Annotated in this window: 18 protein-coding genes; 8 read left to right on the forward strand and 10 right to left on the reverse strand. The window is 65.4% G+C overall.

Annotated elements, in window-relative coordinates; translation table 11 throughout:
• The first annotated feature begins 8 nt into the window (after nt 1-8).
• The gene (gene ispZ, locus SJY41_RS09950; protein WP_380781296.1) at nt 9-611 is read left to right on the forward strand and encodes a septation protein IspZ; all 603 of its coding nucleotides are present in this window, start codon (nt 9-11) and stop codon (nt 609-611) included.
• 224 nt (nt 612-835) lie between these two features.
• On the opposite strand, the gene SJY41_RS09955 is transcribed toward ispZ, so the two are convergent.
• On the reverse strand, nt 836-1,450 hold the full coding sequence (locus SJY41_RS09955; RefSeq protein WP_380781298.1) for a superoxide dismutase: 615 nt from the start codon (nt 1,448-1,450) through the stop codon (nt 836-838).
• Nucleotides 1,451-1,654: 204 nt separating this feature from the next.
• Here SJY41_RS09955 and SJY41_RS09960 point away from each other — a divergent pair, with 204 nt between their 5' ends.
• The gene (locus tag SJY41_RS09960) at nt 1,655-2,077 is read left to right on the forward strand and encodes a BLUF domain-containing protein (RefSeq protein WP_380781300.1); all 423 of its coding nucleotides are present in this window, start codon (nt 1,655-1,657) and stop codon (nt 2,075-2,077) included.
• A gap of 4 nt (nt 2,078-2,081) precedes the next feature.
• On the opposite strand, the gene SJY41_RS09965 is transcribed toward SJY41_RS09960, so the two are convergent.
• The 6 genes from SJY41_RS09965 to SJY41_RS09990 all read right to left on the reverse strand — a co-directional run bounded on the left by SJY41_RS09965 (nt 2,082) and on the right by SJY41_RS09990 (nt 8,703).
• Entirely contained in the window at nt 2,082-3,233 is a 1,152-nt protein-coding gene (locus SJY41_RS09965) for an energy transducer TonB (protein ID WP_380781302.1), read from the reverse strand.
• Nucleotides 3,234-3,292: 59 nt separating this feature from the next.
• The gene (locus tag SJY41_RS09970; RefSeq protein WP_380781304.1) at nt 3,293-4,090 is read right to left on the reverse strand and encodes an SDR family NAD(P)-dependent oxidoreductase; all 798 of its coding nucleotides are present in this window, start codon (nt 4,088-4,090) and stop codon (nt 3,293-3,295) included.
• A 15-nt stretch (nt 4,091-4,105) separates the two neighbouring features.
• Complete coding sequence (locus SJY41_RS09975) at nt 4,106-4,870, reverse strand: SDR family oxidoreductase (RefSeq protein WP_380781306.1); 765 nt, start codon at nt 4,868-4,870, stop codon at nt 4,106-4,108.
• A 277-nt stretch (nt 4,871-5,147) separates the two neighbouring features.
• On the reverse strand, nt 5,148-6,191 hold the full coding sequence (locus tag SJY41_RS09980; protein WP_380784104.1) for a phosphotransferase family protein: 1,044 nt from the start codon (nt 6,189-6,191) through the stop codon (nt 5,148-5,150).
• A 17-nt stretch (nt 6,192-6,208) separates the two neighbouring features.
• The gene (locus SJY41_RS09985; RefSeq protein WP_380781308.1) at nt 6,209-7,291 is read right to left on the reverse strand and encodes a Zn-dependent alcohol dehydrogenase; all 1,083 of its coding nucleotides are present in this window, start codon (nt 7,289-7,291) and stop codon (nt 6,209-6,211) included.
• Nucleotides 7,292-7,419: 128 nt separating this feature from the next.
• Complete coding sequence (locus tag SJY41_RS09990; RefSeq protein WP_120299191.1) at nt 7,420-8,703, reverse strand: acyl-CoA dehydrogenase family protein; 1,284 nt, start codon at nt 8,701-8,703, stop codon at nt 7,420-7,422.
• 156 nt (nt 8,704-8,859) lie between these two features.
• Between SJY41_RS09990 and SJY41_RS09995 the strand changes: the two genes are divergently transcribed.
• Nucleotides 8,860-10,104, forward strand: a complete 1,245-nt coding sequence (locus SJY41_RS09995; protein ID WP_380781310.1) for a TetR family transcriptional regulator — start codon at nt 8,860-8,862, stop codon at nt 10,102-10,104.
• Between the two features lie 223 nt (nt 10,105-10,327).
• Here SJY41_RS09995 and SJY41_RS10000 read toward each other — a convergent pair whose 3' ends face one another.
• The 3 genes from SJY41_RS10000 to SJY41_RS10010 all read right to left on the reverse strand — a co-directional run bounded on the left by SJY41_RS10000 (nt 10,328) and on the right by SJY41_RS10010 (nt 13,750).
• Nucleotides 10,328-11,635, reverse strand: a complete 1,308-nt coding sequence (locus SJY41_RS10000; protein WP_380781312.1) for a spinster family MFS transporter — start codon at nt 11,633-11,635, stop codon at nt 10,328-10,330.
• A gap of 706 nt (nt 11,636-12,341) precedes the next feature.
• Nucleotides 12,342-13,139: an SDR family NAD(P)-dependent oxidoreductase gene (locus SJY41_RS10005; protein WP_380781314.1), complete on the reverse strand. Its 798-nt coding sequence runs from the start codon at nt 13,137-13,139 to the stop codon at nt 12,342-12,344.
• Nucleotides 13,136-13,750: a glutathione S-transferase family protein gene (locus SJY41_RS10010; RefSeq protein ID WP_380781316.1), complete on the reverse strand. Its 615-nt coding sequence runs from the start codon at nt 13,748-13,750 to the stop codon at nt 13,136-13,138. Before SJY41_RS10010 ends, SJY41_RS10005 begins: the two co-directional genes overlap by 4 nt.
• 74 nt (nt 13,751-13,824) lie before the next feature.
• Between SJY41_RS10010 and SJY41_RS10015 the strand changes: the two genes are divergently transcribed.
• The 5 genes from SJY41_RS10015 (at nt 13,825) to SJY41_RS10035 (ending at nt 18,927) form a co-directional block, all read left to right on the forward strand.
• Complete coding sequence (locus SJY41_RS10015) at nt 13,825-15,411, forward strand: class I adenylate-forming enzyme family protein (RefSeq protein WP_380781318.1); 1,587 nt, start codon at nt 13,825-13,827, stop codon at nt 15,409-15,411.
• On the forward strand, nt 15,408-16,184 hold the full coding sequence (locus SJY41_RS10020) for a thioesterase family protein (protein ID WP_380781320.1): 777 nt from the start codon (nt 15,408-15,410) through the stop codon (nt 16,182-16,184). The genes SJY41_RS10015 and SJY41_RS10020 overlap by 4 nt, the downstream gene beginning before the upstream one ends.
• Nucleotides 16,185-16,294: 110 nt before the next feature.
• Nucleotides 16,295-16,795: a hypothetical protein gene (locus tag SJY41_RS10025; RefSeq protein ID WP_380781322.1), complete on the forward strand. Its 501-nt coding sequence runs from the start codon at nt 16,295-16,297 to the stop codon at nt 16,793-16,795.
• A gap of 66 nt (nt 16,796-16,861) precedes the next feature.
• Complete coding sequence (locus SJY41_RS10030; RefSeq protein WP_380784105.1) at nt 16,862-17,581, forward strand: response regulator; 720 nt, start codon at nt 16,862-16,864, stop codon at nt 17,579-17,581.
• A gap of 38 nt (nt 17,582-17,619) precedes the next feature.
• Nucleotides 17,620-18,927, forward strand: a complete 1,308-nt coding sequence (locus tag SJY41_RS10035; protein WP_380784106.1) for an ATP-binding protein — start codon at nt 17,620-17,622, stop codon at nt 18,925-18,927.
• Nucleotides 18,928-18,938 lie beyond the last annotated feature (11 nt).

Here is an 18,938-nt window from a genome sequence, read left to right on the forward strand (position 1 = left end):
GTCTCCGCATGGCCATCGACTACGGCCCGCTCGCGATCTTCTTCGCGGTGAACTTCCTCACCCCCGGCGTGCCGATCGTCCGCGTGATCGCCGCCACCACCGCGTTCATCATCGCCACCGTCGCCGCGATGATCGTATCGAAGGTGAAGGCGGGGCATATCTCACCGATGCTGTGGCTGTCGGGCGCGCTGATCGTCGTGTTCGGCGGGCTGACGATCTATTTCCACGACCAGCGCTTCATCCAGATGAAGCCGACGATCATCTACGCGATGTTCGCCGCTATCCTGCTGTTCGGGCTCATCACCGGGCGCCCCCTGCTCCAGACGCTGCTGGAAAGCGCCTATCCCGGGCTTACCGCGGAAGGATGGCACAAGCTGACTCGCAACTGGGTCGTCTTCTTCATCTTCATGGCGGCGCTCAACGAATTCGTCTGGCGCTACACGCTCGCGCATTGGGGCAAGGATGCGGGCTGGGATTTCTGGGTCGGCTTCAAGCTCTGGGGCGCGATCCCGCTGACGCTGGTCTTCGCGTTCGCCAATATCCCGATGCTGCTGAAGCATGGATTGCAAACGGGCGACAAAGCCGTCACCGACCTGCCGCCCGAAGGGTAACTTCGCCCGATACGGTCATCCGACCCTATCGCCGTCATCCCAGCCTGACCCGTCATCCGAGTCTCGCCCGTCATCCGAGCCTCGCCCATCATTCGAGCCCAAACCGTCATCCCAGCGAAAGCTGGGATCTCCCCGTTTCGGCCGACACGACCACCAACGGGGATACCCCAGCTTTCGCTGGGGTGACGGACTTCAGGCGGTAAAGGATCTCAGACGGTCTTAATTCAGCCAGCAACCTTGGCGTAGCGCTCACCCACGACGTCCCAGTTCACGATGTCCCACCAGGCCTTCAGATAGCCCGGACGGTCGTTCTTGTACGTCAGGTAATAAGCGTGCTCCCACACGTCGTTACCCAGCAACGGCGTGCCCGGCTCCTTGGCATCGTCCATCAGCGGGTTGTCCTGGTTCGGCGTGCTCGTCACCTTCAGCTTGCCCGACGCGTCCGCGATCAGCCATGCCCAGCCCGAGCCGAACTGCCCAGCACCCCTGGTGTTGAACTCGTCCTTCAGCTTGTCGAGCCCACCGAAATCGCGCTCGATCGCCTCGGCCAGCTTGCCCGACGGTGCCTGGCCGCTCTTGACCGCCATCGTCTTCCAGAAGAAGTCGTGGTTCCAGAAGCCGCCACCATTGTTGCGCACCAGCGGCGGCTGCGACGAGATCACCGACAGGATCTCCTCGATCGTCTTTCCCTGCAGCGATGCGTCCTTCTCGACGCCTTCGTTCAGCTTGTTGGTGTACGCGGCATGATGCTTGTCATGATGAAACTGCATCGTCTCCTTGTCGATCACCGGCTCGAGCGCGTCATAGGCATACGGCAGCGGTGGGAGTTCGAAAGCCATGGGGTTTCTCCTTTATGGGGTCGGACGGTCAACGCCCGCGCAGCCCAAATGCTCCCCGGCACCTCGTTACGCAAGCGTACCCGTCGATCGCTCTTGGCTGATTGCCTGCCAAGAGCCGTCGCCGATATCGTGCCTAGCATCCAATTAACTCCGTGTTTGCAAACCCGAACTAGGCTGGACTCGACACCACGAAGAGTTTTGGCCATGCAGCGACTTCTTTACATCAGCACCGCACGCACGACCGTGACGCAAGACATGATCGACGACATCCTGCGCGTCTCCCGTCGCAACAACGCTGCGGCAGGTATCACCGGGTTGCTCGTCGTCGGCGGCAAGCGCTTCCTTCAGGTACTGGAGGGTACCGACCTCGCCATCGCGCAGACATTCGACCGGATCCAGCGCGATCCGCGGCATTTCGCGATGGTGAATCTGGCGCGACAGAGCATCACCGAGCGCAGTTTCGGCGACTGGGCGATGGGCTATCATACCGGCGGCACCACGACCTCGGACGATCCATCCACGATGGTCGCTGCACTGATCGCGCCGATAGAAGACGCGACGCTACGCGGCTATTTCAGCGGTTTCGCCGATCTTCACATGGCCACCAAGCCCGCAAAGGCCGCCTGAGCCATCAATAGGACGGCTGCGGTGGATCGAAGACGACCGGCGGTCCACCGGGCCTGCGCGTCGTCGGTCCCATCTTGAACAGGACGCGGTCGACGCAGCCGGTATAACCGACCGACGACGGTACGCGCTTGGCGGAGGCGATGATGCGCATAGCCTCTTCGCCGAACTCCGCGGACGGCTGTGCGTCCAGGATCCGGACGTTGCCCGTCGCACCCCATGACGCGACGTCGTAGCCAATGACCGCCCAGCCCTCGATCGAGCGACGCCGAAAGTTCGGCGGATAGTTGAGCGTCGGCGGAACCGCCCACTGCGCCCCGCCCGGGCAGGTCGCGCCAGCTGGTCGGAAGCTCGCCTCTTCCGGCGTGGGCGGCGGCGGCAACGTGGCGGCGGCGAGCCAATAGGGATATTGGCACCCCGTCCGCGCCCCAGGCGCGAACCGCGACTGCGCAACGGCCTTCAGTGACGCCGCCTCCAATGCAGCATTGCCGTTGCCCGCTACCGGCTTCAGGTGAACCGGCTTGCCGCTCTTGCCGAGATCGTAGCCGATCATGGACCAACTCCGCTGCCCCGGTTGCTTCGGCAGGCCGTCGAACGCGGGGAAAGCGCGCAGGCGGACCTGCGGAACGGGATCGAAACACGTCGATCCGGCCGGCTTGGTCCGCGCCCACATCGCTGCGGTCGGTGGTTGCGGCGGAAACAGCGTATACGCCATCACCGACTGAACGGGCGCCGCTTCGATCGGCCAAGCCTCGGGTACGAAGGTTAGGCTGCAGGCGCCCTGCGGAGCGCCCGCCGCGAACTGGCTGACGGCAAGCGCCGGGCTCAGATCCTCGAAACCCGGCGCATAGTCTGAAGACAGTCGCTTGATGCCGCCCGGTCGCCCTTTCGCATCGATCGTGAAGCGATACTCGAACGATTTGATCGGCGATGTCGCTCCGCCCCAGCTCATCGCCGGCATTGCCGCCGGAGCCCGCGTAAAGGCAATCGGGTTACCAGCGCATCGGACGTTGCGGGCCGTCCAAGTCACGAACATCTCTCGCGGCGCAGCACGGACATAAGGCGCGATCGGAAGCGGTGGCGCATTGAGCACCGCGCGCTGGGCTGAGGTAGCGCTGCCGCATAAGACCATCGACAGAGCAAACAGAGGCAGTCTCATCGCACGACTCCACACTATATCGCGCATCGTGCCGCGCCCGCGTTACGTCCGCAAGCCGGTCACGCCGCGGTCTTGCCATACTCCTGCCGAGTCACCGGATGGCTCGACGAGAGGCCGCCGTCGACCGCGATCGCCTGGCCATTGACGTAGCTGGCGTCGTCGGAGGCAAGGAACAGCGCAACCTTCGCCAGTTCCTCGGGCTGCGCGCCGCGGTGGAGCGGGTTGAGGCGGCCGACGCGGTCCATCTTGTTGGCCTCACGCGCGTAATCGAACACGGGCTTGGTCATGCCGGTCTCAGTCAGGCCGGGGCAGATCGCGTTGACGCGGACGTTCGAGCCGGTGAGTTGCTGCGCGGAGACGGCAGCGAGGTTGATGACGCCGGCCTTCGACGCGGAATAGGCTGGCGAGCCCGCGCCGGAGCGGATTCCGGCGACGCTGGCGGTGAGGACGATCGCCCCCTTCCCCCGTTCGGCGATGCGCGGGGCGGCGTGCTTGATCGCGAGAAACGGACCGATCAGGTTGACGCGCAGCACCTCGGTGATCAGCGCGACGTCGGTATCGAACAGGTTCGCCATGCCGCCGGAGATGCCGGCGTTGGCGAACATCACGTCGAGCCCGCCGAAGCTGTCGCAGGCCAGCGCGATCGTGCGGATCACGTCGTCCTCCAGCCCTGCATCCATGCGGATCGCCTTGGCCGTGCCGCCAGCCTCGCCGATGAGCCGCGCTGTCTCGTCCGCCCCCTCGGTCTTGTCGGCGACGATGACCTTGCCGCCCTCGGCTGCAAACAGGAGCGCGGCGGCGCGGCCTATGCCGGAGCCTGCGCCGGTGACGATGATCGATTTGTCGGTAAAGCGCATCGCATGGTCCTTCGGTTAAATCGTGACGCCGCCGTCGATGACCATCGTCTGGCCGGTCATGAAGTTGCTTGCCGACGACGCCAGGAAGACGACCGCGCCGGCGATCTCCTCAGGTTCACCGATCCGGCGCAAGGGAACGCTGGTGTTCGCCGCCTCGATCCGCTGCGGGTCCTCCCACAGCGCCCGCGCGAAGTCGGTCTTGATCAGCCCCGGCGCGATGCAGTTCACGCGGACGTTGGACGGGCCGAACTCGACTGCGAGGTTGCGGGCGAGCTGCATGTCGGCGGCCTTGCTGATGCAGTACGCGCCGATCACCGCGGAACCACGAAGCCCGCCGATCGAGGAGATGATGACGATGCTGCCGCTGCGGCGCTCCAGCATCTCGGGCGCGACCATCTGGATCAGCCAGTGGTTGGAGACGATGTTGTTGTCGAGGATCTTCCGGAACTGGTCGTCGGCGATGCCGGCTTGCGGGCCGTAATAGGGGTTCGAGGCGGCGTTGCAGACGAGCACGTCTATCTTGCCGAACGTGGCACGCGTTTCGTCAACGAGGTGCTGGAGACCTGCCTTGTCGGAGATGTTGGCGGCAATGGCGATCGCGGTGCCCTCCCCGTGCTTTGCGTTGATTTCCGCCGCGACGACGTCGCACGCCTCCTGCTTGCGGCTGGAGATCACTATCTTAGCGCCGTGCTTGGCCAGTTCGCGCGCAGAGGCAAGGCCGATCCCGCGGGAAGATCCGGTGACAATGGCGACCATTCCGGTCAGGTCGAATTGCGACATCTTCTTCTCCTGTTGCGCGAACGAGCACCACACTCCTCGCCAGTCGCCCCATCAAATTCGTCACCTCACCAAGTCCGTCACGCTACCAAGTCCGATACCCCACCAAGTCCGTTGCCCCACCAAATCCGTCACCCCAGCGAAAGCTGGGGTATCCCGGTTGGCGGTCGCTGCGACCCGAATGGGGAGATCCCAGCTTTCGCTGGGATGACGTAGGGGTGAGGGTGAATGACGGAGCCCATCGAGAGCGCAGGATCCACGCCACGCTCGACGTCATGCCTCACGCCCCTGCCCTCACCGCAAACCCCCAGGCCGCGTCGGCCAACCCGTGGATCTTCGCGACCGTCTTCTCCGCCTGCGCGCTCGACGCAGTGCCGTCGACGATGCGCTTCTTGATGCCCTGGACGATCCCGGTCAGGCGGAAGAGGTTGTAGGCGAAATACCAGTTGAGATCGGGCACGCCATCGCGGCCGGTGGCGGCGCAATAGCGCTCGACGACCTGCTCTATCGTCGGGATCCCCGTCTCCGGCCCGGTCATGCCAAGCACGCCCGAGCGGCCCTCAGGCTCGGTCACCCAACTCATCAGCAAGTAGGAGAAGTCCGCCAACGGATCCCCCAACGTCGACAATTCCCAGTCGAGCACCGCGATGACCTTCGGCTCCGAGGCTGCGAAAATCATGTTGTCGATGCGGTAGTCGCCATGGACGATCGAGGTCCGCGTTTGCTCGGGTAGCGTTCTTGGCAACCATTCGATCAGCCGCTCGACCGGCTCCATATGCTCGGTCTCGGCAGCGCGATATTGCTTGGTCCAGCGGCCGACCTGGCGTTCGAAATAATTGCCGGGCTTGCCGTATTCGCCGAGCCCCGCCGCCGCGTAATCGGTATTGTGGAGCGCGGCGAGCGTGTCGACCATCGCCTCGTAATGCGCGGTGCGCTCGGGCGGAGTCGCGCCGGGCATCGATCCGTCCCAGATCGTCCGCCCCTCGACCATCTCCATGACGTAGAACGCCGAACCGATCACGCCCGTATCCTCGCAAAGCCCGTAGGGGCGCGGGACGGGGAAGCCGGTCGGATGCAGCCCGGCGATGACTCGGTATTCGCGGTCGACGGCATGCGCGCTCGGCAGGATCGGGCCGAACGGCTTCCGTCGCAACACGTAGGCGCGGTCGGGCGTATCGAGACGATAGGTCGGGTTGGACTGACCGCCGGCGAACTTCGCGTAGGTGAGCGGCCCGGCATAGCCCGGCACATTGGCAGTCATCCACGTTTCAAGCGCGTCGAGGTCGAGCTTGTCGCGCTCGCCGACTTCGATCGTGCCGACCATGCTGGTTGCCGCGTCGGTCACGAGAAGGTGATCACGCTGCGAGTAGTATCGCCACGACGCAGTTCGTCGAACGCGTCGTTGATCCGTTCCAGCGGCATCCGGTCGGCGATGATCGTGTCGAGATCGAGCAGCCCCCGCATGTAGAAATCGACCAGCCGCGGAATATCGACCGGGAAGCGGTTCGAGCCCATGAAGCCGCCCTGCAGACGCTTGCCCGACAGCAGGTCCATTGCCGACAGCCCGACCTTCTCGCCGAGCGGCATCATGCCGAGGATCGTCGCGGTGCCGCCGCGCCGCAGCACCTTCACCGCGGTCGCCGCCGATTGCGCGCGCCCTACTGCCTCGATCGCGTGGTGCACGCCGCCCTTGGTGATCGCGACGACCTCGTCCGCAGCGGTGTCAGACAGCGCGTCGATGCTGTGTGTCGCGCCGAGCTTCTCTGCCATCGCGCGCTTCTCGGGCACGGGATCGAGCGCGATGATCTTCCCCGCGCCTGCGATCTTGGCCGCGTTCACGGCGGCGAGCCCGATGCCGCCGCAGCCGACCACGCAGACCGTCTCGCCCGGCGTTACGTCGGTGGTGTTGAACACCGCCCCTGCCCCTGTCGTGATCGCGCAGCCGAGCAACGCCGCACGGTCCATCGGCATGTCGCGGTCGATCGCAACGCAGGCATGTTCGTGGACCAGCATCATTTCGGCATAGGCGCTGAGGTTGAGCATCTGCGCGATCGGTCGGTCGCCGAGCATGAGGCGCGGTGCGGCGCCCTTCGGCCGGCGCACGCTGGCGTCGATACATAATGACATCCTGCCGGTGACACAGAACTCGCACTGGCCGCAAAATGCCGAGAGACAGGTCACGACATGGTCACCGACCTTCACGCCGCGCACTTCCTCGCCGACCGCCTCCACTACGCCGCAAGCCTCGTGCCCCGGAATGGTCGGCATCGCGTGCGGATAGGCACCGTCGACGAAATGCAGGTCGGAGCGACAAACGCCGACCGCCATCGTGCGGATCAGCACCTCGTGCGCCGTCGGCTTCGAGACGGTCACGTCCTCGATGCTGAGCAGAGTGTTGGCTTCGAAAAGGACTGCGGCTTTCATGGGTAGTCAGGCTCCGAAAATTGGCGGGCGGACAATCAAAATTCCGTTCGTCCTGAGCGCAGTCGAAGGACATTGCCCCAAGCGAGCCGGTCCTTCGACTTCGCTCAGGACGAACGGGGAGGATGGGTTTACCGACTCACCCCGACATCCCCGCTCGACACGCCACCCTTGCGAAAATCGCCATATTTCCCGAACTCGTTGCGCGCGATCGAGCGGTTGTGGACCTCATCCGGACCATCCGCGAACCGCAGCGTCCGCATCGCCGCCCAGTCATGCGCCAACCGGAAATCGCCCGAGACACCCCCGCCGCCATGAGCCTGGATCGCATCATCCAAGATCCGCAACGCCATGTTCGGCGCCGCCACCTTGATCATCGATATCTCGATCTGCGCGGACTTGTTGCCGGCCTTGTCCATCATGTCGGCGGCCTTGAGGCACAGCAGCCGCGTCATCTCGATGTCGATGCGCGCCGTCGCGATACGCTCCTCCCACACCGAGAAGTCGGCGATCCGTTTCCCGAACGCCACCCGGTCGAGCAACCGCCGCGCCATCGCCTCGATCGCGGTCTCGGCAACACCGATGGTCCGCATGCAGTGATGGATCCGGCCCGGCCCAAGCCGCCCCTGCGCGATCTCGAACCCGCGGCCCTCGCCGAGCAACACGTTCTCGACCGGCACGCGGACATTCTCCAGCACGACCTCCCCATGCCCGTGCGGCGCATGATCATAACCATACACCGACAGCATCCGCTTGATCGTCACGCCGGGCGTATCCATCGGCACGAGAATCTGGCTCTGCTGCTGGTGCCGCGAACCCTCGAAGCTCGTCTTGCCCATGACGATGGCGATCTTGCAGCGCGGATCGCCGACGCCGCTCGACCACCACTTAGTCCCGTTGATGACGTAGTGATCGCCGTCGCGCACCATGCTCGTCTCGATGTTGGTCGCATCGGACGACGCCACCGCAGGCTCGGTCATCAGGAACGCCGAGCGGATCTCGCCGCGCATCAGCGGGCCGAGCCACATGTCCTTCTGTTCGCGCGTGCCATAGCGGTGAAACACCTCCATGTTGCCGGTATCGGGCGCCGAACAGTTAAAGCATTCGCTCGCCCAGCCGACCTTGCCCATCTCCTCCGCGCATAACGCATATTCGAGATTGGTGAGCTGCGTGCCTTCGAACTCGAACGAATCGTCGACATGCGTCTGGCCCGAATGCGGCGGCATGAAGAAATTCCAGAGCCCGGCGGCCTTGGCCTTCTCCTTCATCTCCTCGATCACCGGAATCACCTTCCAGCGCTCGCCCTCATGCGCCTGCTGGTCGTAATCGGCCTGACGCGGGCGGATATTCTGGTCGATGAAATCGCGGACCCGATCCCGGAAATACGTCTCTCGTTCGCTCAGCGTAAAATCCATGCGGGCTCTCCAATCGTCATCGCTTTGGAGGCGAGTTAGACCATACCGCGTATTCGGTAAAGCGTGTGGAGCGGTCCGGAAAGCATGTTTTCAAGTCCGCCCTGAAAGCGCCTAAAAAGCACTGTATCTTCAAATCGAAGCTGTTAGGGTGTTTCGATGAAGGTTCCGGCAGACGTCAGCGACGAGAGCGAACAGGGGACTAAGCGCTTCCGTGCGAAACGGGACGCAATCCTCGCCGCAGCGGCCGAAGCGATCAACGAACAAAGTGCCAAGGGCATGACGTTCGCGGACGTGGCGCGGCGCGTCGGGCTCAACACGACCAGCGTTACCTATTATTTTAAGCGCAAGGAAGACCTCGCCGCCGCCGCGTTCGAGCACACGCTGGAATCGTTGATCGCGATGCTCGACATCGCGATGGAGGAGGCGACGCCGGAGGAGCGCGTGCGGCGCTATCTTGCGCTCAACATGGCGCGGCTCGGGCGGATCCAGCGCGGCGAGGAGAGGGCGTTCGCGGTCCTCTCCGATCTGCGCGCGACCGAGGATCCGATGCGCAGCCGCCTGATGACCGGGTGGCGTGAGGTGTTCCGCCGCACCCGCCTGCTCTGGGGCCCGACCTCGTCCCGCGCGCAGACCGATCTTAACGGCGCGCGCGCGCATGTGCTGCTCGAGAATACGTTCTGGTTGCCGATCTGGCTGACCCGCTACGAGCCCGATCAATACGGCCGTGTCGAAGAACGGCTGATGGACGTGTTCGCGCATGGGATCGCCGGCAAGGACGTCAAATGGGCCCCCACCCTGCTCGATCTGAGCCATGACGAGGCGGAGCCGGGCCGCGAGGCGTTCCTGCTGGCCGCCACCCGCCTGATCAACGAACTCGGCTATCGCGGTGCGTCGGTGCAAAAGATCGCGTCCGAGCTGAACGTGACCAAGGGCAGCTTCTACCACCATCTCGATGCGAAGGACGACCTCGTCATCGCGTGCTACCGCCGCAGCTTCGACACGATCGCCGATGCGCAGAGCCGCGGCGAAGCCGAGGGCGGGAGCTTCTGGCACAAGCTGTCGAGCACGGTCGCGACCTTGCTCGACGTGCAGTTCGCCGAACGTGGGCCCCTGCTGCGCACCACGGCGCTCAGCGGCCTGCCGGTCGGCGTACGCAATGCGATGGTCGAGCGTTCGAACGGCATCGCGCGGCGCTATGCGGGCATGATGATGGACGGCATCGGCGAAGGCTCGATCCGCGCGGTCGATGCGCTGATCGCGGCGCAGGCGTTGATGGCGCTGCAGAACGCGGCGTTCGACATGCGCAAATGGGCCTCGACCATGCCGCGCGAGCGGGCGATCGCGATGTACGCCTCGACGCTGATGTTCGGGCTGTTCGACGATAGGATGGCAGCAAACTAACCGTCGCAACTCGGCGACTGCGTCCGTCTCCATACCACGCATTGTTCCGACGGATCGACGCCCCCCGTAACGCGGGGTAACGGCACGCGCCCAGATCCAGCCGGTCCTGAAGGACGTGGCGCTCGGAGTTTGCCGGAAGCCCCGTCAGTCAACGGCACCAACGCGAACGGCGGCCCAACCGCTTGAACGCGATTTGCGCGCCGGGACCGATAGTGCGAACGACCTATCGCGCCCCACGGTCCTCCGCGCGCTTGAGCAGCACGCCGGCGCGCCAATAGTGAAAGAGCGCCCAAGGCGTCATCAACACGATGATCACCAGCGCGTACCGCAGGGAGTCTCCGCCGAAACCGGGCTTGAGCACATCGCTGAGCCAGCCGACCAAAGTAGGCCCCAGGCCCAGCCCGACCAGATTGATGACCAGCAGCGTGATCGCCGCCCACATCGCGCGGATCTGCAACGGCGCGAGATGCTGGATCAGTGCGAAGCTCGGACCGAGATACGAGTTCGCGAAGATCAGGTAGATGAAATAACTGCCGATCGCGATGAACGGCACGTCGATCAGGTAGAACGCCAGCGCGAACGGCAGCGACAGGCCCTTCATCACCAACACCACCCACGCCTGGACATGCAGGCCATGGCGCTTCGCCAGAACGTCTGCGATCTTGCCGCCTGCGAGCGCGGAGATCGCCCCGAACAATGCGCCCGGCAACGCGATATAGCGTGATACGTCCAGCATCGACAGCCCGAGCGAACGCTGCATGAAGCTCGGTCCCCAGCCGGTCAGCGCATAGCCGATCATCGAGGTCAGGGTAACGCCGACCACGAGATGCCGCGCGGGGGCGCTGGCCCACATCGACGCGAACCCTTGTGCGACACTCGGTATCGGCCCTGCCTCCACCGCGCGAGCCGCGTCGGAAAGGCCGCGCCGGGGCTCGACCATGAACAGGCGGACGAGCAGCGCCAGAATAATGCCCGGCAAACCGACGGTCATCATCGCGACCCGCCAGCCATACGAGTGCGCAACGACGCCGCCGATGAGCGTACCAAAGCCTGCGCCCAGCACCACGCCGAGCGAATATACCGCCATCGCACTCGCGCGCTTCTCGGGCGGGTAGAGATCGGCGATGATCGAGTGGCTCGGAGGGCTCGATCCGGCCTCGCCGATCCCGACGCCGATCCGGAAGAGCATCAATTGCGTGAAACTCTGCGCAAGGCCGCACAGCGCGGTCATCGCGCTCCAGATCGTCAGGCTGGCGGCGATGATGTTGCGGCGACTGGTCCGGTCCGCCAGCCGCGCAACCGGGATGCCGAGCGTCGCGTAGAAGATCGCGAAGACCAGGCCGGACAGCAGCCCGAGTTGCGTATCGGTCAGCAACAGGTCCGCCTTGATCCGCTCGAGCAGAATCGCCAGGATCTGGCGGTCCATGTAGCTGAAGAAATAGGTGAAGGTCAGCAGCGCAAGCGTCAGCCCCCGTCGCTTCATAGCGAGTGCATCGGCGATCTCGGGATGGGACTGATACGCTGCGGCCATTACGATACCCTGATATCTAAATCGCGCCCATGCTAGGCGGACGGACACATACCAGACAAGGGATACCGGTAATAATCGTGGTTTGCCGCCGTCGCTGCACGGCAAAATCGCTCGCGGGCGACGCAGATCGCGGCTGCAAAGCGTCCAGTAAGAGGAGATTTTTGGGAAGAAGGACGGCGGGAGGTCCGGCCATCCGCCAGCCTCCCGCCTTATCCCCTCTCCAACCTCGTCCAGCAGCGCGGCTCATGGCCAGCGCGCTCAGGATGTTTGTCGACACAAGACCGTGCCGCAGCCACCCAATCTTCAATCTCGTCCGAGTGCCGTGCGCTCGTTTCCGGAACTGAGGTCCCGGTATGGCTGCGATCTGGCACAGAAACCCGACATTGCAAAGCGCATTATGTTTGATCGAAATTGATCCAGTCCTGGAACCAAAGAGGCGACCACTTGCCAGTTCGCCCGCCGTACCGTTTCTGCCGTAACACCAGGGAGTTACCTGCGTGATCCACCTGCTTACTGGAGACCGCAACAGAATGCCCGCGATAGTCGGTCATATCCCGGCCGGCGCGGAAACTGACGACGTCAAACTGATCGCAGTCTTCGAATCAGGCCCGATCCTCCGGTACCTGGCCGTTCAGTTCAGCGTCGGCAAGATCTCATCCCCGAAAAGGAGACGCCATTCACGGCGCCGCGCGCATCTCGTGCGCGTTCACCCCTCCCGCCCCGGTCGCCTCGACAACGCCACGTCCAGATGCCCGCCGCCATCCAGCAACAGTATCTCGCCCGTCATCGCGCGACTGAGCGGATCGAGCAGCATCTCGATCGGCCCTGCAACATCGTCGGGGCCGGTCGCGAACCCCATCGGTACGGACGCAGCAACCTTGGCGTTGAGTTTGGCGAACCCATCCTCGCCCAACCGCTTCTCGTACCAGCCGGTCGCGACATAGCCGGGAGCGACTGCGTTGACGCGGATTTCCGGCGCCAAGGCTCGCGCAAGGCTCTTGGTCATCGTCACCAGCGCGCCTTTCGACGCGGCATAGGCGACCGACGATCCCATGCCGAATACGCCCGCCACGCTGGCCACGTTGACGACCGCGCCGAACGGGCTCGCGCGCAACGCAGGCGCACAGGCGCGGATCATCTGGAACGGCGCGACTGTGTTGAGGCGGTATATGTCGATGAAATCCTCGGCATCGAGCGCGTCGAGATCCTCGTGCGCGGCGAACTTGGTCCGGCCGGCATTGTTGACGAGGAAGTCGATCCGACCGAACGCGTCGATGGCTGCCGTGGCAAGCGCGCGGCAGGCGGCGTCGTCAACGATGTCCGCCTGTACCGCGATTGCGCCCTGCCCGACCTCGGCGGCCAGCGCCTCGGCGTCGTCGCGGCTGCTGGCATAGTTGATGACGCAGTGGACGCCGCGTGCCGCGAGACGCCGGACGACGGCCGCGCCGATCCCGGTGCCGCCGCCGGTGACGATCGCGACCGCGCCTTGCATAGCCGCGCTCATGCCTGCGCGCTCGGGCGAGCGGACGCGCGCGCGTGCCAAGTGCTCAAATGCGTCAGTTCATCGGGCATCCCCACGCCGACGAAGGTGGCAAAATCGATCGTCGTCAGCAGGACGATGTCGGCGATCGTGAAACGCTCGCCATCGAGCCATTCGCGGCCGTCGAGCACGTGATCGAACTCGGCCATCGCGGCCAGCACGCGCGGGCGCTGGCTCTCGCCGAACTCGGTATATTGCGGCTGGACGATCCGCGCGGTCCAGGGGTGCGTGTGCAGCCAGACCATCGACAGCGGGGTCATCAGCCGCAACTCGATCCGCCGCGTCCACATATCGATCTCGGCGATGTTGTGCGCGCCGTGCCCGAACAGCGGCGGTTCGGGATGGAGTACCTCGAAATAGCGACAGATCGCGACGCTCTCGGTCAGCACGCGGCCATCGTCGAACGCGAGCGCCGGCGTCTGCCCGAGCGGATTGATCGCCAGGAACGGGTCTGCCTTGTGCTCGGCCTTGGGAATCGAGATTTGCGCCATCGGCACGCGGACATGCTTTTCGGCAAGAAAAATGCGGACGCGGCGCGGGTTCGGCGCGGGCAGCGCGCTATCGTAAAACAGCAAGCGGGTCTCTCCTCGACTGACTTTTCGAATATCGCGTATGGCATTGCGGATCGCGTTCGCCTAGCGGTGCCGGGATGACGACTGCCGCAGAGATGCTCGCCACCGGCTTTGCCACCTTGCCGGACCTGATCCACATGCACGCCCGCGAGCGTGGCGACCGCGTCGCGGTGGCCGACGCGCAGGGCAGTATTGACTATGCGACACTCGACGGCCTGATGAACCGGGTCGCGGCGGCGTTGCAGCGCGACGGGGTGGCGCCGGGCACCGCGCTGGCGATCGTCGCGGCGCCAACGACGGATTATGCGGCAGTATTCCTTGGTGCGGTACGCGCAGGGTGCGTCGCAACGCCGATCGCGCCGTCCGCCACGCCGGCGGCAATCGCGGCGATGATTGCGGATAGTGGAGCGCCGCTGGTGTTCCTGGATATGGAGAACGCGCGGGCGCTGGACGGGCAAGAACTGACGGCTAGCGTCGTATTGTTCTCCCGCGAAAGCGGGAGCCCGGACTGGGCTCCCGCTTTCGCGGGAGAACAATCTTTTCAGACCTTCGAGGAGTGGCTCGCTCCCTCGGAAGCTAAGCCGACCCCAGTCACGATAGCACCCGAAGACCCGTTCAACATCATCTACTCCTCCGGCACCACCGGCACGCCCAAGGGCATCGTCCAGAGCCACGCGATGCGCTGGGCGCATATCGCGCGCAACACCGCCGCCGGGTTCGACACCGCAGTCACGATGATCGCCACCCCGCTCTATTCGAACACCACGCTCGTCAGCTTCCTGCCGACCCTCGGCTGGGGCGGCACCGTCGTGCTGATGGGGAAGTTCGACGCGCGCGCCTATCTCGAACTCGCCGAACGCTACCACGCCACGCACACCATGCTGGTCCCGGTCCAGTATCAGCGGATCATGGCGCTGCCCGATTTCGACGACTTCGACCTGTCGGCATTCCGCTTCAAGACCAGCACCAGCGCGCCGTTCTCCGCCGCGCTGAAGGCCGACGTGGTCGCGCGCTGGCCGGGCGTGCTGGTCGAGTTCTACGGCATGACCGAAGGCGGCGCGAGTTGCGCGCTGAATGCGACCGCCAACCCGACCAAGCTCCACACCGTCGGCCAGCCGATGCCGGGCCACGAAATCCGCCTGATCGACGACGACGGCGCCGAGGTCGCATCCGGCGAAATGGGCGAGGTCGTCGGTCGCAGCCCGGCGATGATGAACGGCTATCACGGCCGTACCGAGGCAACGCGCGATGCCGAATGGTATGACGGGGACGGCAACCGCTACATCCGCCACGGTGACGTCGGACGGTTTGACGAGGACGGCTTCCTGACACTGATGGACCGCAAGAAGGACCTGATCATCTCGGGTGGCTTCAACATCTATCCCTCCGATCTTGAGGCGGTGCTTGCACAACACCCGGCCGTCGCGGACTGCACCGTGGTGGGCGCTCTGTCCGAAGCCTGGGGCGAGACGCCAGTCGGCTTCTACGTCCCACGCGCCGATGCGACCGAAGACGCATCCGCAATCCTAGCCTGGGTGAACGGCCAGCTCGGCAAGACCCAGCGCCTGTCCGCGCTCCACGTCGCCGACGAGCTCCCCCGCAGCGCGATCGGCAAGGTGCTCAAACGCGAACTCCGCGACCGTCTGACGGGGACCGGTGCATGACCAGTCTCAAACAGGCGATCGATGCGCTGGAACCGGTCGAAGGCGGCTGGCGTGGGACCGTCCCCGAAAACTGGTTGCAGGGGCGGACGGCATACGGAGGCTTTTCCGCCGCGCTCGCGCTCCATGCCGCACAGAATTCGGACACCGAACTGCCCCCGCTGAGATCCGCGCAAGTCTCGTTCATCGGCCCGCTGTCGGGCGATATCGTGATCCGCGCGAGCCGACTGCGACGCGGGCGAAATGCCGCCTTCGTTCAGGCCGACGTCACGAGCGAGGCCGGGCTAGGGCTTCGCGCGACGTTCGTGTTCATGGGCGCGGTGGCATCGCGCGTCGATCGCCAGGCGGGCGCCGCACCCGACTTTCCGATGCCACAACCCGATACGCAGACTTTCCGTGGCCACAGCGCAGTCGCGTTCTCGCGGAACTTCGACCTGCTCGATCGCCGCGACGACAGCGTCGGGCCGGCGGAATGGCTGCGCTGGGCGCGACTGGTCGAGCGCGAGAACCTCGATCCGATGGTCGAACTCATGGCGGTCGCCGACTGCCTGCCGCCCGCCGCGCTGAAGCTGCTCGGCGGCCCCGCCCCGCTCAGTTCGATGACGTGGCTGCTCAACATCCTCGGCCCGCAGCCGGTGACGCGCGACGGCTGGTGGCTGCTCCGCGCGACCACCGACTATACGAAGGACGGCAGCTCGAGCCAGCAGATGGCGATCTGGAACGCCGACGGCACGCCGGTCGCCGAACAGATGCAGAGCGTCGCGATCTTCGCCTGAGGCGACACATTTTGCGACAGTTTTGTCATGGTCCGACAAACGCGTGGGACAGGTCGCGTCGATAAGGCCAGCATCGGGTGGGGATATGCCTCACCGACTGGAGACCTCCGATGCGCACGATCATCCTCAGCCTGGCCGTCGCCGCGAGCGCGCTGACCGCCGCCGCCTGCAGCGCGCAGGCTGCGCCTTCTACGCCTGCCATTCAGACTCGTGCCGAAGCGATCGCGCAGGCCGACGCACGGTTCGCGCAGATGGATACCAACCACGACGGCCTGGTCAGCCCGACCGAGATGCAGGACTACCGCGCGGCGATCCACGACCGGATGATCGCCCGCGGCGGTGACGACTCCGCGCGCTCTGGCAGTGCCGGGCATGGCGGCATGGGTCGCCACATGGGCTCCGACGGCAATGCGAAGACCGGGGCCAGCATGACCGGGGCGAGCATGACCAAGGCCGAGTTCGACGCCCGCGCCGGCCAGCGCTTCGACCGGATCGATGCCAATCACGACGGCGTCATCGACGCGACCGAACGCGCCGAGATGCGCCACGTCGACCGTCGCGAACGGGCCGAGGGCAAGGCGCGCGCCCCCGTGGCCAATCCTGCGCAGTAACCCGAACGCGGGCAAGCAACGGACCGGCGCTTCCCCTGGACACCCACCATGCTAGACGTCGACCCCATGGGAGATATGCCGCATCTGCTGCTCGTCGACGACGAGCGCTCGATCCGCGAGCCATTGGCCGTGTACCTGACCAAGCAGGGTTTCCGCGTCACGCAGGCGGGCGATGCCGAGGCGGCACGGACGCGGCTGACGGCGTATGCGATCGACCTCGTCATCCTCGACATCATGATGCCCGGCGAGGACGGGCTGTCGCTGTGCCGTCACATCGCCGCGACCAGCGACGTACCGGTGATCCTGCTGACCGCGCGTGCGGAGGAGACCGACCGGATCGTCGGGCTGGAGATGGGCGCGGACGACTATGTCGTGAAACCGTTCTCGCCGCGTGAGTTGGCAACGCGCGTGAAAGTGGTGCTGCGCCGGGCCACGTCCGGCGGCTCGCGCCAGCACGCCCCGGAAAGCAGCTCCTACGGGTTCGCCGGCTGGGTGCTGAAATCGGGCGAGCGTGCGCTGATCGACCGCGAGGGCGTGTCCGTACCCCTGTCGACCGGCGAGTATAATCTGCTGCTGGCACTCGTCACCCGCCCCCGCCAGGTGCTCACGCGCGACCAGTTGCTCGACCTGACCCAAGGCCGCGAGGCCGCCGCCTTCGACCGCGCGATCGACAACCAGATCAGCCGCCTGCGCCGGAAAATAGAGGCGGATGCGAAGACGCCCGAGTTGATCAAGACCGTCTGGGGCGGCGGCTATACGCTGGCCGCCGAAGTCACGCGCCTGTGAAGCGATTCCATCCCTGGCCGCGCAGCCTTGCCGGCCAGATGGCGTTGCTGATCGCGCTCGCGCTGTTCGTGGCGCAGGCGATCAACTTCGGCCTGATCGTACGCGACCGGGCCGAATTCCGTCTTGCCCAGGCGACACGACCGGTCGCGACGCGGATCGTCGACGCGCTGGAGCGCGAGGCGCATGCCGGTCGCGCGCTGACGGCAGATCGTGGCCGCGTCCGCCGCGTTGCCGCCAATCCAATCCCTCCCAAAGGCTATGAGCGCCATCCCGAAGTCGTCGCGGAACTGCGTCGCCAGCTTTCCGATCAGGGTCTGACCGTGGGCCGCATCGATACCGGCCTGCGGGCCGCGTCCGCCGATGTGGACGCAGGCATGCATCGGCGCGAACGGAGCCGCCGCGACGACCGACAGGACGGCATGCTGCTGATCGCGGTCGAACAGCCCGGCCGCGGCTGGCTGGTGATCACCGCGCCCTGGCCAGAACCCGGCTGGCGCTTGATCTTCGCGCTGCTCAGCCAGACCGCGATCCTGTATATCGCCGTGCTGCTGCCCGTCTTGTGGATCGCCCGGCGGATGTCGCGCCCCCTGCAGGATCTGCGGCGGGCCACCGAAAGCTTCCGGCCCGGCGATCCGGGTACGCCAATGACGCCGCATGGCCCTGATGACGTGGTCGCGCTGATCGTGGCGTTCAACGCGCTTCGGCTGCGCGTGACGGCGATGCTCGACGAGAAGGACCGTATGCTCGGCGCGATCGGCCATGACCTGCGTACGCCGCTCGCCGCGCTGCGCGTGCGGATCGAATCGGTGGAGGACGACACCGATCGCGCGAAGATGATCGACACGGTGGCGGAGATGAACCGGACGCTCGACGATATCCTGTCGCTCGCGCGGCTCGGGCGACCGAGCGAGCCGCTGACAGACGTCGATCTGGCGGCGCTGGTAGATGCGGTGGTCGAGGATTTCCGCGACATCGGCAGCGACGTGAGCTTCGTCGAGGCGGACCGGCTACGGATGCGGCTACGTCCGTCGCTGATCCGCCGCGCGGTCCGCAACCTGATCGAGAATGCGGTGAAATACGGCGTGTCGGCGGAAGTGCGCGTCGAAGCAGATGCCCGCTGCGTCGCGATCATCGTCGCCGACCAGGGTCCCGGCATTCCCGAGGATCGGATGACCGACGTGTTCGACGCGTTCACAAGACTGGAGAGTTCGCGCAACCGCGAGACCGGTGGCATCGGCCTGGGTCTCGCCCTCGCTCGCGCGATCGTCCGCGAAGCCGGCGGCGAGATCCGTCTGATCAACCGCGCAACCGGCGGTCTCGACGCGATCATAGAACTGCCGCGCTAATCCTTCTGCTC

Origin of the sequence: Sphingomonas sp. R86520, assembly GCF_042466285.1 — a bacterium.
Lineage (GTDB): Bacteria > Pseudomonadota > Alphaproteobacteria > Sphingomonadales > Sphingomonadaceae > Sphingomonas.

What these genes read in the sequence shown, in the direction of transcription:
- ispZ (WP_380781296.1), top strand. Translation starts at nt 9, where the DNA reads ATGGCCATCGACTACGGCCCGCTCGCGATCTTCTTCGCGGTGAACTTC.
- SJY41_RS09955 (WP_380781298.1), bottom strand. Translation starts at nt 1,450, where the DNA reads ATGGCTTTCGAACTCCCACCGCTGCCGTATGCCTATGACGCGCTCGAG.
- SJY41_RS09960 (WP_380781300.1), top strand. Translation starts at nt 1,655, where the DNA reads ATGCAGCGACTTCTTTACATCAGCACCGCACGCACGACCGTGACGCAA.
- SJY41_RS09965 (WP_380781302.1), bottom strand. Translation starts at nt 3,233, where the DNA reads ATGAGACTGCCTCTGTTTGCTCTGTCGATGGTCTTATGCGGCAGCGCT.
- SJY41_RS09970 (WP_380781304.1), bottom strand. Translation starts at nt 4,090, where the DNA reads ATGCGCTTTACCGACAAATCGATCATCGTCACCGGCGCAGGCTCCGGC.
- SJY41_RS09975 (WP_380781306.1), bottom strand. Translation starts at nt 4,870, where the DNA reads ATGTCGCAATTCGACCTGACCGGAATGGTCGCCATTGTCACCGGATCT.
- SJY41_RS09980 (WP_380784104.1), bottom strand. Translation starts at nt 6,191, where the DNA reads ATGGTCGGCACGATCGAAGTCGGCGAGCGCGACAAGCTCGACCTCGAC.
- SJY41_RS09985 (WP_380781308.1), bottom strand. Translation starts at nt 7,291, where the DNA reads ATGAAAGCCGCAGTCCTTTTCGAAGCCAACACTCTGCTCAGCATCGAG.
- SJY41_RS09990 (WP_120299191.1), bottom strand. Translation starts at nt 8,703, where the DNA reads ATGGATTTTACGCTGAGCGAACGAGAGACGTATTTCCGGGATCGGGTC.
- SJY41_RS09995 (WP_380781310.1), top strand. Translation starts at nt 8,860, where the DNA reads ATGAAGGTTCCGGCAGACGTCAGCGACGAGAGCGAACAGGGGACTAAG.
- SJY41_RS10000 (WP_380781312.1), bottom strand. Translation starts at nt 11,635, where the DNA reads ATGGCCGCAGCGTATCAGTCCCATCCCGAGATCGCCGATGCACTCGCT.
- SJY41_RS10005 (WP_380781314.1), bottom strand. Translation starts at nt 13,139, where the DNA reads ATGAGCGCGGCTATGCAAGGCGCGGTCGCGATCGTCACCGGCGGCGGC.
- SJY41_RS10015 (WP_380781318.1), top strand. Translation starts at nt 13,825, where the DNA reads ATGACGACTGCCGCAGAGATGCTCGCCACCGGCTTTGCCACCTTGCCG.
- SJY41_RS10020 (WP_380781320.1), top strand. Translation starts at nt 15,408, where the DNA reads ATGACCAGTCTCAAACAGGCGATCGATGCGCTGGAACCGGTCGAAGGC.
- SJY41_RS10025 (WP_380781322.1), top strand. Translation starts at nt 16,295, where the DNA reads ATGCGCACGATCATCCTCAGCCTGGCCGTCGCCGCGAGCGCGCTGACC.
- SJY41_RS10030 (WP_380784105.1), top strand. Translation starts at nt 16,862, where the DNA reads ATGGGAGATATGCCGCATCTGCTGCTCGTCGACGACGAGCGCTCGATC.
- SJY41_RS10035 (WP_380784106.1), top strand. Translation starts at nt 17,620, where the DNA reads ATGGCGTTGCTGATCGCGCTCGCGCTGTTCGTGGCGCAGGCGATCAAC.